7 protein-coding genes are annotated in these 13822 nt (G+C 73.9%); 3 read left to right on the forward strand and 4 right to left on the reverse strand.

Annotated elements, in window-relative coordinates; all coding sequences use genetic code 11:
- Window positions 1-74: 74 nt before the first annotated feature.
- A complete protein-coding gene (locus B073_RS0115685) occupies window positions 75-4916 on the reverse strand; it encodes a CHAT domain-containing protein (protein WP_018539035.1) in 4842 nt (1613 codons plus the stop codon).
- Window positions 4913-8464 (reverse strand): right-handed parallel beta-helix repeat-containing protein, encoded by a 3552-nt coding sequence (locus B073_RS0115690; protein ID WP_158690135.1) that lies wholly within the window; start codon window positions 8462-8464, stop codon window positions 4913-4915. The genes B073_RS0115685 and B073_RS0115690 overlap by 4 nt, the downstream gene beginning before the upstream one ends.
- A gap of 68 nt (window positions 8465-8532) precedes the next feature.
- Between B073_RS0115690 and B073_RS0115695 the strand changes: the two genes are divergently transcribed.
- Entirely contained in the window at window positions 8533-9276 is a 744-nt protein-coding gene (locus B073_RS0115695; RefSeq protein WP_018539037.1) for a TioE family transcriptional regulator, read from the forward strand.
- Window positions 9277-9291: 15 nt separating this feature from the next.
- Here the strand turns inward: B073_RS0115695 and B073_RS0115700 are convergent, their stop codons facing one another.
- A complete protein-coding gene (locus B073_RS0115700) occupies window positions 9292-10932 on the reverse strand; it encodes a peptide-N4-asparagine amidase (protein ID WP_051094018.1) in 1641 nt (546 codons plus the stop codon).
- Window positions 10933-11112: 180 nt separating this feature from the next.
- Window positions 11113-11712, reverse strand: coding sequence for a winged helix-turn-helix domain-containing protein (locus B073_RS0115705; protein ID WP_018539039.1), 600 nt, complete (start codon window positions 11710-11712; stop codon window positions 11113-11115).
- A 77-nt stretch (window positions 11713-11789) separates the two neighbouring features.
- Between B073_RS0115705 and def the strand changes: the two genes are divergently transcribed.
- Both def and B073_RS0115715 read left to right on the forward strand, forming a co-directional pair.
- The gene (gene def / locus B073_RS0115710) at window positions 11790-12494 is read left to right on the forward strand and encodes a peptide deformylase (RefSeq protein WP_018539040.1); all 705 of its coding nucleotides are present in this window, start codon (window positions 11790-11792) and stop codon (window positions 12492-12494) included.
- Window positions 12495-12701: 207 nt separating this feature from the next.
- Window positions 12702-13568, forward strand: a complete 867-nt coding sequence (locus tag B073_RS0115715) for an NAD(P)H-binding protein (RefSeq protein ID WP_234025092.1) — start codon at window positions 12702-12704, stop codon at window positions 13566-13568.
- Window positions 13569-13822 lie beyond the last annotated feature (254 nt).

Genomic DNA, 13822 nt, shown 5'->3' on the forward strand with positions numbered 1-13822 from the left:
GATGGTCCGCGGCCGCCTTCGTCGCAACGGGATTTCGCACGGCCGCTCGCCCTCTCCCCCTCACCGCCCGTCGTTCAGGCGCCGGTATGGATGTGGGCCGCCCACAGGTGTGGTGCCTGGGCGTAGCGGTTGCGGAGCGCGCGCAGGGGGTGGTGCAGGGCCAGGGCCGGGTCCAGGGGGCGGTGGTGGGCGAGGTCGTCGGCGAGGGCGGTGTAGAACTCCCCCATGAGGCGGGTCGTCAGCTTGTCGGAGACGGTCCACAGGGTGCCGATCACATGCGGGTAGCCGGCGAGTTGGAAGGAGGACGCCAGTTGGACCGCCTCGTCGGGCAGGGTGATGCCGCCCTGGGAGGTGGAGCAGGCGGACAGCACGGCCAGCTCCGGGCCGATCGGGCGCTGGGCGGCGGCGTGCAGGGCGGTGAGCCGACCGTCGTGGAGGATCAGCCCGCTGTCCGAGGGGTTGAGCAGATCGCTGACGCCGTGGCAGCTGAAGTGCACCCAGGGGTGTTCGGCCAGGGCCCGGCCCACGGCTGCGACGGTGGCGGCGTCACCGGTCAGGAACCGCCCGTCGGGGAAGAGTTCGGCCAGCAGCGCCGCCTCGTCGGAGGCGCCGGGCAACGGCGGGCCGCCGGGGGTTTCGGGGAGTGCGACGACCAGCGGGGCCGGGTGCGCGCCGGGGTCGCGGGCCAGGCGGGCGCGGGCCTGGAGCAGGGCGCGCACGGTGGGCGTGTAGGAGGAGACGGCTCGGTCGAGGACCCAGGTGCCGGAGCCCGGGTCGCCGCGCCCGGCGGCGTGCAGCGGCAGGAAGGACAGCCAGCCGGTGGGGCACCACCACACCCGGGGCCAGGGTTCGCCGTCGTACGGGATCGTCCGCAGGCCGAGCCGGTCGAGGACGGGGGCGGCGACGGTGTCCCACAGCCACCGCAGGATGTCGCCGAGGGTGCGCATCGCGGCGAGGGCACGCGGTACGCCGTGCTCGCCGTATGCCTCGTCGACGCTCTCGACGAACGCCGCTGCCCGCGCCACCACGGCGGCCGGGGTGAGGTCGGGCAGCGGGAGCACCTCGATGCCCGCGTCGGTCAGCAGCAGGGCGTCGGAGCGGTAGGTACTGACGTTGAGGACGACGACGGGTCCCTCGACGGCGGCAGTGTGCAGGTGCGACAGCGCGGGTGGACGGAGGAAGTCCGCAAAGCCGGGTACCTCCCGTATTTCCGCGAGGAGTTCGTCCCAGCGACGGGCCATGGCATGCCGGGCCTGGGCGTCGAGTCCGGCGCGCTGCCCGATGTGCTGCGGGGCGGCGCCGCCGGAGTGGAGCATCGTCGGCGGGCGGGTGGGCGCGGCGCTCAGCCGCTCGCGGAGTTCTTCGAACTCGGCTGCCAGGGCGGGGGCGACGGCACGCAGCCGTGAGGCGTCGGCGCGGTTCTCCAGGCCCTGGGCGAGCAGCACGCCGCGCCCCTGTTCCAGCAGTGTCAGGGCCCGGCCGGGGTCGCCGGCGCGCAGGGCGAACGCCGCGGCGTCGCCGGCCAGTCCGTTGCTCGCGCGCAGCCGTTCCTCCTGGTCGATGCGGGCGAGGCTGCGCGGGGCGAGGTGCGGCAGCAGCTCGACGGCGTAGGCGTAGCCCTCCAGGGCGCCGGCGTCCCAGCCCGCGTGTGCGGCGGCCTCGCCCCAGGCGCGGGCGGCCAGCAGGCGGGTGGGGAGGGGGGAGGCCGGGTTCTGGGCGGAACGGCGGGCCAGGCGGGCCGCCGCCACCAGGTCGACGGGTTCGCCGAGGAGGGCCCGGCGTACCTGGGCGGCGGCCAGGATCCACTCGGCGCGGGCCTGCTCGGGGTGGCCGTCGGTGGTGCCGGCGAGGGCTTCCCGGGCGGCGGCGACCGCGCGGTGGAGTTGGTGTGCCACCGCGGGGCCGGTGGCGTCGTCGGCGAGTTGTGCGGCGGTGAGGCAGGCGCCGGCCAGGTTGGTCAGGGCGAAGGGGCGCCAGGGGTCGTTCTCGCCGAAGCCGGCCACCGCGTCTTCGAGGGCGCGCCGGGCCTCGGCGGCCAGCGGGCCGCTGGTCTCCTCCTCGGCGAAGGCGCGGCTCTGGAGCAGCAGGCCGAGGTTGAGCGCGGCGAACTGGGGGCCGAGCCGTTCGCCGTGCTCGTGTGCCAGCGCGGTGCGCAGCAGCGCGGCCGCCTCGTCGGCGGCGGCCGGGTCGCCGGTGATCTCGTACCAGCCGCGCAGCGCCTCGGCGAGGTTGTTCAGGAGCCTGGCCCGGTCGAAGGCGTCCGGCGGGCCCTCGTCGACGGAGCGGCGCAGCACGGCCACGCCCTCGGCGTGCCAGGTGCGGTCGCCGGTGACGCCGGCGCGTTGGAGCAGGGCGACGCCGAGGTTGGTCAGGACGTTGCCGTGGTGGTCGTGGCCGGCGGGCACGGTGGCGGCGGCTTCGCGGAGCAGGTCGACGGCGGTGTCCATGAGCGTCTCGTCGCCGGTGTCGCCGGCGCGGTCCCCGGCGGCGTAGCCGAAGCTGGAGAGGACCTCGAAGCGTTCGTCGGACGATGCCGGCGTGGCGGCGAGGGCGGCGGCGTAGTGCTCCAGCGCCTCTTCGCGGACCTGCTCGTCGCGGCTGTGGTGGTACTGGTCCATCAGGCCGTTGGCGAGGCCGAGGAGGGCGCGCGCGGCGGGCGGTCCGGGCGCTGCGGCACAGGCTTCGCGGTGCCGCCGGACGGCTTCTTGGAGTGGTTCGGGGTCGCCGGTGAAACGGGTGAGGGAGCGGAGGGCGTGGCCGAGGCGGGTGAGCGCGTCGGCCCTGCTGGGGGTGTCCGGACCGGCGCCGGTCACCGCGTCGCGCAGCACCTCGACGGCCTCCGCCAGCAGGGTCCGGTCCGAGCGGATTTCCGCGAGGTGCTGCAGGGCGTCGCCGAGGTTGCCGAGGCGGTGGACGCGGAAGTGGTCGTCCGGCGGGGTGAGGGCGACGGCGGTGCGGTGGGCGCGGACCGCCTCGGTCAGCAGGTCGAGGTCGCCGGTGCGCCGGCCGAACGTCGCCAGGGCGGCGCCGAGGTTGGAGTGGCGCACCGCCCTTTCGGCGCTGTCGGTGCGCGGCGCGCAGGTCAGGGCCTCGCGCAGCAGGCGCACCCCGTCCTCGTAGAGGCGGGTGGTGCCGGTGACGACGGCTCGTTGGAGGTGGATGCTGCCCAAGTCGGACAGGTACTCGGAGCGGCGCAGGTCGCGCGGGGGAAGCAGGGCGATGCCGCGGCGCATCTCCTCGACCGCCTCCTGCCAGGCGGCCGCGTCGTCGGGGGCGGCGCGGCCGGCGAGGGCGGCGCCGAGGGCGAACCGCACGGTGGCCTCGAAGGTCGCGGTGGGGTGCGGCAGCGTCAGGCAGGCGCGGAAGCAGTCGATCGCCTCGTCCGCGTCGGCGGAGCCGGCGGCGCTGCCTGTCGCGTGTGCCGCGGGTTCGATGACGCCGCCGTTGCCGCCGGCGGCCGTCAGGCAGCGGGCGAGCTTGAGCAGGACCTCGGCCCGCTCCGCGGAGCGCTCCGGGACGTCCCCGGCGAGGCCGCGCAGCAGGGCGATCGGCTCGGCGAGGGCGTCCGGGTTGCCGGCCGCGAGCGCGCGCAGCCGCAGCAGATCGGCGAACTCCGCGCCGCGGGAGGTGCGTTGGCGGCGCTCCTCGGCGGGTGTGGCCTCGAACGCCTGCCGGGCGAGGGCGACGGCCTCGTCCAGGTCGGCGAGCCGACCGGTGGTCACGTTGCGGGAGCGCAGCACTCCGGCGAGGACCAGGCATGCCTGGGCGTGCACCGGGTGGCCGGGCGGTGCGCTCTCGACGGCGTCGCGGGCGGCGGCGTGGGCGTCGGCCAGGGCGTCGGTGCGGTCGGTGCGCAGGGCGCGGCCTTGGAGGAACAGGCCGAGGTTGGTGAGATAGACGGTGCGCTCGACGAGGTTGGGTGCGGTGTCGGCGGCGCGGCGGCAGAGCGCGATGCCCTCGTCGTAGAGCGCGGGGTCGTCGCCGTCCTCCGCGGCGCGCATGACCAGCGCCATGCCCAGGTCGGACTGGACGGCGGCGGGCTGCGGGGACGGGTTCGGCCCGGAGACTGCCTGGCGCAGCAGGCCGATCGCCTCGGACAGCAGGGCGGGGTCGTCGAGGGCGGCTGCGGCGATGGTCAGTGCGGAGCCGAGCGAGGCGCTGAACAGCGGGCGGTTCGGGTCGTCCGGCGAGCAGAGCCGCACGGCCGTCCGGAGCACCGTCACGCTCTCCCGGGCGGCGGCCGGGTCCTTGTCCGCGGCGGCCCTGATGCGCAGGGCGAAGCCCAAGTTGCCGTGTCTGCGGGCCTGTTCGCCCTGGTCGGCGGGGGCCGCGGCGACGGCGGCGCGGTGGACGTCGATGCCTTCGGCCAGCGCCGCCGGTCCCGCGCCGTCGCGGAAGGCGTTGACGAGGACCAGTCCGAGGTCGGACAGACAGGTGCCCTGTTCGACGCCGCCGGCGGGGAAACCGGCGGCGGCGTGCCGCAGCAGGTGCTCGGCGGCGCTCAGTGCGGCGGGGTGCCGTCCCTGTTGGTACACCATCGACGCGCCGACGCCGGCCTCGTAGGCCAGGACGGGGTCGGTGGCGGCTCCGGCGGGCCGGCCGGCGAGAGTGTCGAGCAGCGGGTGCAGGACGGGTGGCACACGGTCGGGGTCGCCCAGTGCGGCGAAGGACAGCACGGCGGAACCCAGCGCCGCCCGGTCCTGGCCGTCGCCGGCGAGGTAGCGGCACCAGTCGGCGAAGGCGAGGGTGTGCACGGCCAAGGTGCGGACGCGGCCGTCGGGCAGTACGGCCTCGGCGCGGACCGCGTCGACGGCCTGGGCGGCCTCCGGGCCGAGGAACCACTGCAGGGTGGCGGGGTCGGCGTCCACCCGCTCGACCTGGGCCAGGATGCGGCGGGCCGCTTCTTCGGCGGTCATGGGGTCGTCCTTCCCCCGGGGCCGGCCGCTCCGGTGTCGGACACGTCCTGTGGCAGCAGCACGCGGAGTTCGTCCCGGGTGGGTGCCGTGCGGTGGGCGAGGCGGGCGGCCTGCCGCTCGACCATGCCTTCCAGGAGCGTGCGGGCGTCCCGCGCGTTGGCGGCGTCGCCCCGCAGGCGCCGGCGTTCGAAGCGCTCGGTGAGCAGCGGGCCGACGTCGGGGTCCAGCAGGTAGGCGTGCCGGACGGCCTGCAGCTGGACGATCTCGGTGAGTTCGGCGGGCTCGTAGGCGCCGAACTCCAGCACCCGCGAGAAGCGGGAGCGCAGACCGGGGTTGGATTCCAGGAAGGTCCGCATCTCGTCGGTGTAGCCGGCGGCGATCACCACGACGTCGTCGCGGTGGTCCTCCATCAGTTTGGTGAGGACGTCGATGGCCTCCTGTCCGAGGTCGGTCCCGGCGCCGAACCGGCGGGCCAGGCTGTATGCCTCGTCGATGAAGAGCACGCCGCCGCGGGCCCGGTCGAAGACCCGCTGGGTCTTCTGGGCAGTGTGTCCGAGGTACTCGCCGACGAGGTCACCGCGGGCGACCTCGATCAGATGCCCCTTCTTCAGGGCGCCCAGGGCGGCGAGGATCTGCCCGTAGAGCCGGGCGACGCTGGTCTTCCCGGTGCCGGGCGGGCCGGAGAAGACCAGGTGGTGGGCCATGGGCGGGGCGGGGAGTCCGGCCTCCGCGCGCCAGCGTGCCAGTCGGATCAGGTCGGTCTGCACGGTGACCTGCTGTTTGACGGCGGCGAGGCCGATCATGCTCTGGAGTTCGGCGAGCGGCCCGGCCTCGGGCTGCCGGGCGTCCTCGGCGGTGGCTCCGGTGCGGACGTCGATCAGCACCGCGCGGTCGTTGCCGGCGACGGCCTCGCCCCTGTACCCGGTGATCTCGCAGTCCTCGAAGCGCCCGACCACCTGCGGGTCGAGGCGGATGCCGTCGCTCTCGCCGTCCCGGACCCGGGCGTGGGTGACGGTCAGCCGGCTGTTGTCGCGGGCGAGGATGCCGCAGCCGGCCGAGCGGACGATGGTGAGCAGGTCGGCGACGACGGTGGCGCCGCCGACGGTGAGGACGCCGGCCTCGCCGGGTTCGGTGACCGTGCAGTCGCGGGCCACGAGGTGGCTGTCGTCGCGGCAGTTGAAGCCGAACAGGCGGGTCCGCTCGACGGTGACCCGCTCGACGGTGACCCGGGCGCTGTCCTGGAGGGCGATGCCGGAGCTGGACAGGTCGGTCACCGTGGCGTCGGCGACGTCGACGGTGACGCCGTTGCCCCGGGCGAACAGTCCGCTGTCGCAGTGCTCCAGGCGCGCCCCGCGCAGCTGCACGGACGCCCCGTCCCGCACCACCATGGCGTTGGCGGTCTGGCCGCTGACCGTCAGGTCGGTGAAGGTGCCGCGGGAGTCGTTGACCACGACGCCGTTGCGGCCCTGGGTGATCCGGCAGGCGTGCAGCTGGGGCGCCCCGCCGGTCAGGATGCTGACGCCGATGTCCTCCGCGGCCTCGACGTGGCAGTCCTCCAGCCGGCCGAGCCCTTGTTCCTGGATGTTGATGCCGGTGTTGCGGCAGTGTTCGAACCGGCAGCCGCGGACGACGGGGTCGGCGCCGCGCGCGATGTAGAGGCCGTCCCGGGCGCCGTGGACGGTGCTGTCGCGTACGGTGCCGCGGGCCTGGTCGTGGTACGAGATGCCGGTCCGGTGGGCCTCGTGCACCCGGCAGCGGACGAGGTGGACCTCGGCGTGGTCGCCGGCGGCGAGGGAGGCGCTGCCGATCCGGCGCAGTTCGCAGTCCTCTATACGGGCCGTGGCGCCGGAGACCCGGATGCCGTGGCCGCGGCTCTCGGTGACCGTGCAGTCGGTGATGTCGGCCTCGGCGCCGTCCGTGACCACGATCGCGTCGCCCTTGGCGGCGACGAACCGGCTGCCGCGCAGCGTGCCGCGCGCGCCGGCCAGCTCGGTGCGCCCCACCCGCACCTCGCAGTCGTCCACCGTCACCTCGGTGTCCCGCACCGCCCGGACGGCGAACTCCCCCAGGCCCTCGACCACACACCGCCGCAGGGTGACGCGGCCGCGGCCGGTGGTCTGCACGGCGGCCGCGGAGCGGTTGACGAGCCGCAGTCCGACGAGCGTGACCCCGCCGGTGCATGCGGCGGTCACCTCGCCCGGGCCCTCGATCACCACCGTGTCCGGACCCTGCGCCGCGCACAGCTCGACCGTCCCGGACAGCGTGAGCGTCTCGTCGTAGCGGCCGGGCTCGATCAGCACCCGCAACGGCCGCCCCTGCGGTGCCGCCGCCAACGCCGAGGCGACGGTGCGGTGCTCCGCCCCGTCCTCCGCGGAGACGCGCAGCGTCACGGTCTCCCCCGCCGTCGGCACCTCCGCCTCGGGAGGCGGCTCGGCGTACCCGAGGCGGTCCAGCGCATCGGTCAACTGCTCGGGAAAGACGGCGAGTCCATGGCGGTATCCGCGGTATGCCGAGCGGACGGGCAGCAGCTCGGCCGTGCGCTCCGCCGCCCGGTACGGGACGGGCCGGCGCGGCAACGGCACGGGCGGCTCGGCACCGCCCGCGAGCCGTAAGAGAACCACCTCCCCCTTGCCCGCGCCCGCCCCCTTGCCGACCTCCGCGGTCCGCACCGCGGCCCGCGGCAGCGCCCGCTCGGCACCGGCCACGCCCAGCCGCAGGCCACGCCGTTCCACCCGGAGCCGGCAATCCCACGACAGCAGCCCGGCCAGCCGCGACCCGCCCACCACGACGAGCACGATCCACCCGCCCAGGGTGCCCACGACCGGCAGAAAGCCCAGCCCGCGACCGGCCGTCTGCGCCACGAGGGCGGCGGCCCCCGCCACGGCGAGCACCGGCCGCAGGCGCAGCAGGACGAGCCCGGGCCAGGTCAGCAGACGGCCCGGTACCGTCACACCGCCCCCGGGGTCGAGGGGCAGCCGGACCGCGCCGTGCCACCGCTCCCGCGCATACGGCGCGATCAGCTCATCCAGGCGCTCATGCCTGACGCCCAGCCGCCGCACGTCGAGCACGACACCCCGCCAGGCCACCGACCACCGCAGCGAACCCCACCCCGCCATGCCCCGTGGGCACCCCGCAGGCATCCGGACGAGCAGCAGCCCCTGGAAGCCGGTCGCCGCCTCCCCGGGCGGTGTGCCCGGGACAGGCACCAGGCACAGTCCGTCGATCCCCTGCCAGGGAACGGACAACCGCCGCCCGCCACCCCGGAGTTCGAGCCCCTCCCCCGACACCGCCAAGGCCACCGGCTCCCACAGCCGCCACCCCCACCACAGGACGACCACCGCCCAGACCACCACGGCACCCAGGCCGTACACCCGCCACGCCAACTCATCGGCACCAAAGGCCAGTTGACCGCAGGCAACCCCCGCCCCCACCGAAGGCAGCAGCACCATCACCTCAACGACACGCTCGGCGCTCGCCTTCCCCACCCGCACCCGGCCGGCCTCCGCGCCGACCGCTCCCCCGGTCCCCACACCCGCCGTCCGTGCCATCACGCCCCCGTCGAATCGAACCTGCCGACGACTTCCGCTGCCCGGTCGTGCGGTAAAGTCCCCAACCGGTGATCACCTTGCGCCCTACTGATCTCGCCCGCGAACACGGCATCTCTACCCAGGCGGTCCGCAACTACGAGCGGGACGGGTTCCTCCCGCCCGCCGAGCGTACGCCCAGCGGCTATCGGATCTACACCGAGGCACACGCGGCCGCGCTCCGCGCCTTCCTTGCACTCGTCCCGGCCCACGGGCACGCGGCCGCCGGCCAGATCATGCAGGCCCTGCACCGGGACGCCCTCGACCACGCCCTGGTGATCATCGATCGCGGCCACCACCAGCTGCTCCGCGACCGCGACACCCTCGACGCGGTACGCAAGGCCGTCGACCACCTGACGGCCTTCCGCACCACCCAGCCCGAAACCGCTCCCGAGCCCCCCGCAGACACCGGGATCCGCACCATCGGCGACGTCGCGCGCAGGCTCCACCTCACCCCGGCGACCCTGCGCAAATGGGAAGCCGCCGGCATCCTGGCCCCGGAACGCGAACCGGTCACCGGATACCGGGTCTTCCGCCCGAACGACGTCCGCGACGCCGAGCTGGCCCACCTCCTCCGCCGCGGGGGCTACCCGCTGGCCCACATCGCCACCGTGGTCCACCAGGTCCGCTCGGCGGGTGGCACCGGCACCCTGTCCGACGCACTGGACGACTGGCAGCGCAGGCTCACCGCGCGCGGCGTGGCCATGCTCGACGCCGCCAGTCGTCTCAGCGCGTACCTGGCCCTGCGCGAAGACCGCAGCACACGGCCGCGCTAGCGTCTGACCGATGGGTCAGGGGCGGACAGCCCCGGAACCCCGGTCCTCCGTCAACTCCCCCTGCGCCGTGGCCAATGTCCGGTCGTAGCAGACGCCCGGGCCGGCGAGGCGGTAGCGCTCGCGGGAGGTACCGGTGGCGTGCCGCTGCTCGCGGGGCACGTTCTGGTTGTAGGCGGCGTCGCCGGTGTAGGTGTCGTCCAGCCGCGCCCAGTCGATGCGCCGGCCGGCCCGCAGGGTGGCGCTGTCCGCGCGGTCGCCCATGGTCATCGTCGTACGCAGGCGGTTGCCCGCGCCCACGGTGGTCGCACCGTCCATGGTGTACGCGCGGTGCGCCCGGGTGGCGGTCGCCGGTCCCCGGCCGTGCACAGCCACCGTCTCGTCGTCGTCCCAACGTGCCTGAAGGGCGTCCGTCGACTCGTCCGCGTTCCAGCGGTGCGCGAAGTCCGCGGCGAGCGTGCGGCGGACGGTCGTGGTGACCCGGCCGTGCGAGGTGTCGAGGTAGCCGGCGGTCGTCAGCGAGTGCCTGCCCTCGGCCGTCAGACGCCGTTCGTCACCCGGCTCGTACGTGGTCCGGTCCACCGGGTCGCTCGCCCGGCTCGTGAGCAGCCCGCCAGTCACCCGGGCCGCCTCGGCGTCCTGCCAGACCAGGATGTTGGTGGGGGTGCTCCAGCCGTCCTGCCCCGCCGGCAGGCCGGCGACCGACACCGCGACCCGGTGCGGACGCCCGTCGTTCAGCAGCCCGGCGAAGGGGGTCAGGTCGTACTCCACCGGACGGACGTCGAAGGCCCGCGGACCGGGGATGACGTACCAGAGGAAGGGGTTGGACCAGCCGCCCGTCCACACCGTGGGGTAGTGAGCCGCGATACCGGCGAGCTTGCCGTCCACCGTCACCTGCACCTCACGGTACGGACCGGCCTTGGCCTTGCAGGAGTAGGGCACGGAGTCCGGCACCGTCAGATACCAGAACTCCTCGCAACCGCCGCCGGAGCCGGTGGCGTACACCTCGGCGACGATGCGTTCGCTGTTGCGGGGCGTGGTCAGCTGCCCCGCGTACACCCCGCCTTCGGTGCGGGCGCCCTCCAGCGTGAGGACCTTGTCGGGGGTGGCGGCCTCCTTCACCGGGCCGCGCGCCGTGTAGAAGGTCAGTGTCGCCCTGACCTTGATGACGCCGGTGTAGGTGCTGTCCACGGTGTTGCCGATCAGCATCTCGACGGGCTGCCGTGAGCGCAGCGTGGACGCGTACCGTGTGACGTCCTTCTCCACCTTCCAGGTGATGCCCTGGGGCGAAGGCTCGGGAGTCGAGGTGCGCAGCACCTCCACACCTCCGATGTGCAGATAGCCCAGCCGGTCGAACTGCCGCCCGGCCACGGCCCCTTCGAGCCGCAGGACGACCTTGTTCCAACGGTGGCCGCACTTGGCGGGTGGTATGTAGGTGCCCTTGTACGGCGTGTAGTCCCGGAACTCGGTGTCGGCGACCGTCACTTGGCAGGAGGGGGTGTCCGGAACGGACACCGGGGGTCCCGCGGTGACCGGGTCGTGCCAGTGGGTGCCGAACTCAACGGGCGGCTCCGCGGCCGCCACCGGGCCCACACCCAGTACCAGACCGGTGACGGCGGCGCACACCGCGACCGGCAGTCGTCTCAGCAGTCGTCTCATGGGACAGGAGTGAAGCGCCTCGCACTGCCGCGCACCAGTGCCCCGTTGGCCGATCCACGACGCGGCACGCAACAGCTGGCGCTGGACCCGGGACCTGAGCACCGAGGCCGCCGAACAGCTGGGCCAGCCACCTCCCGATCGCCCTGCACGACGAGACCAGCGCCTGCTCAACGGGCCTGCCTAGGTTCGGTCGTTACCGTCCCCCAGTTCGCCCTGTTCGGGGTCCCGATCCGGGAGCAGCGGAAACAGACGGCTGATCAGCGCCACCGGCCGGGCGCCGTCGGGACGGGCCAACGGCCGCTGTTCGCGGTCGCGGTAGGGCGCGAGCGCCTGGCGGATCGCGGCGGCGACCCGGCTCATTTCGTCCGGCGTCAGATAGGCGACGGCGCTGAAGGCTTCGTCGCGGCGCCAGGCGGCGGGTGCCTGGCCCCGCTGTTCGAGCCACCGCTGCCAACTCGCGTCCTCCAGACCGCGGGCGAGGTCGCCGAAGTCCTCCGTCGGCGCGCCGGCGACCGGAGCCGACTGCCGCAGGCGCCAGGGACGCGCCCGGCCACCGCCCTGGCGCGGGGCCTCTTCGATATGGCCGTGGCGGGCGAGCTGCCGCAGATGGAACGAGCAGAGCCCGGAACTGTAGCCCAGCCGGGCGGCGGCCTCGGTCGCCGTGAGCGTGCCGACGTCGGCGAGCAGTTCCAGCAGGGCCGTGCGGACCTCGTGCTCGCGCAGTTCCTCACCGGGGCGGGAGGACTGGCCGGTTGGGGTGTTGAGGTCTTCTTCGGTCACTTTGCAAAGTCTGCTACTTTGCAAAGCGCCATGCAAGTCCCATGCCCAAGTCCCATGCCCCCGGGGGGAGACACCACATGTCACGTCGGAACGATCGGCCACATCACCACGAGCAACCGCATCACAACGGCCGGCCGCAGCCCGGCCCCGACGACCGGCGAGTCCGCGTCCAGGGTGAGCCGGTCGACTCCTTTCCCGCGCTGCCGCCGGAGGCCCGACGCGGGTCGGTGCGCCGGATCACCGAGGTGGGCGAGGAGGTTTTGAGCCGTCCGTGCCGCGAGGTGACCGAGTTCGGCACCCCCGAACTGGCCACGCTGATCGACGACTTGTTCCTCACCATGCACATCGCCGACGGCGCCGGCCTCGCCGCGAACCAGGTCGGCATCGACCTCCGGCTGTTCGTCTACGACTGCCCGGACGACCACGGAATCAGGCATGTCGGCCACATCGCCAACCCCGTGGTCACGCTCCCCGATCCGGCGCACCGCCGGTTGATCGACGACTTCGAGGGATGCCTGTCGGTCCCCGGTGCGACCATGGAGGTCCCGCGCACCGACCGGGCCGTCGTGCGCGGCGTCGACAAGGACGGCAGGCCCCTGGTGATCGAGGGGACGGGCTACTTCGCCCGATGTCTGCAGCACGAGACCGACCACCTCGACGGCCGGCTCTACCTCGACCGGCTCGCCAAGCGCGACCGCAAGGAGGCACTCCGGCAGATGGACGCCCACCGCGAGGACGTCTTCGCACGACGGGAGAGTAAGGCGGCGCGCGTGAGCCGATGACGTGTTTGAGTAGATGACGTGTTTGAGCAGACGTTGGCTCAACATTACGGCTGCCGTCGTAGATGAGCACCTGTGTGACGGTATTCGTCACCCACGCCGCCGTGGCTGTTCCGCCGTGGGGCTCGCAGCGGAGGGTGGGGAACGCGCCCGGCACACCGGAGGGTCCGGTGGCACGGGACGCGGGAACCGAGGTCTTCGATGGGTGCGGTGCGCAGGATTCTCGTCACGGGGGCGACGGGCAACGTAGGACGGTGGGTGACGGCGGAGCTGGTGGCGGCGGAGGCGTACGAGGTCCACGCCATGACCCGTCGTCCGGATACGGCCGATCTACCGCCGGGAGTGGAGGTGGTGCGCGGCGACCTGGCCGACGCGGCCGGGCTGGAGGTGGCGTTGGAGGGAGTGGACGCGGTCTTCCTGATGTGGCCGTTCCACAGTTCCGAACCGGCCGCGGCGGTCGTGGACGCCATCGGCCGGCACGCCCGCCGGGTGGTCTTCCTCTCGTCCGTCTCCGTGCGGGACGACGCCGATCCCGATGCCCAGTCGCATGCCGTCGGACGGTGGCACCGGGCCGTCGAGCAGCGGATCGAGCGGTCCGGGCTGGAGTGGACCCATGTGCGGCCCAGCACCTTCGCCGCCAACACCCTGTGGTGGGCCGACCAGATCCGGTCCGGTGACACGGTGCGCGGAGCCTACGGTGCGCTGCCGATGGCCCTGCTGCACGAGGCGGACATCGCGGCCGTCGCCGCTCGGGCGCTGACCGAGGACGGCCATGCCAAGGCCGCGTACACGCCGACCGGGCCGGAGGTGCTGACCCAGGCAGAGCAAGTACGCACCATCGGTGAGGTGTTGGGCCGTCCTCTCCATTGGGAGGAGTTGTCCCGGGATGCCGCGCGCCGACGGCTGCTCGCCGACGACGGCTTCCCGGACTCGTTCGTGGACCCGCTGCTCGACGGCTACGCACAGATGCTGACGGCACCGCGCCCCGTGGTCACCGACACCGTCGAGGCCGTAACGGGCGCACCGGCGCGCACCTACCGGGACTGGGTGGCCGACCACGCCGCAGACTTCCGCTGAGTTTCTCTTCTCTCATCTCCTCTTCTCTGACTTCCGCCGGCTTCCGGGGACTTCTGCCGGCTTCCGCCCCGTTTCGTCCGCGCCGCTTCACCATCGGCTGCTGACAGTCCCAGTCAATAGCCCCTCGTACGCCTCGCGCGGCAACGCGGCCCGGGGACGCGGCCCGGGCGTCCGAATCAAGGCGTAGGTTCGCCCCAATCCTCGGGTGCACAGCTGTTCAAGCCGAGATCCCCGTGCTGGCATGCGCTCGTCAC

This window comes from Streptomyces sp. MspMP-M5 (assembly GCF_000373585.1).
Lineage (GTDB): Bacteria > Actinomycetota > Actinomycetes > Streptomycetales > Streptomycetaceae > Streptomyces.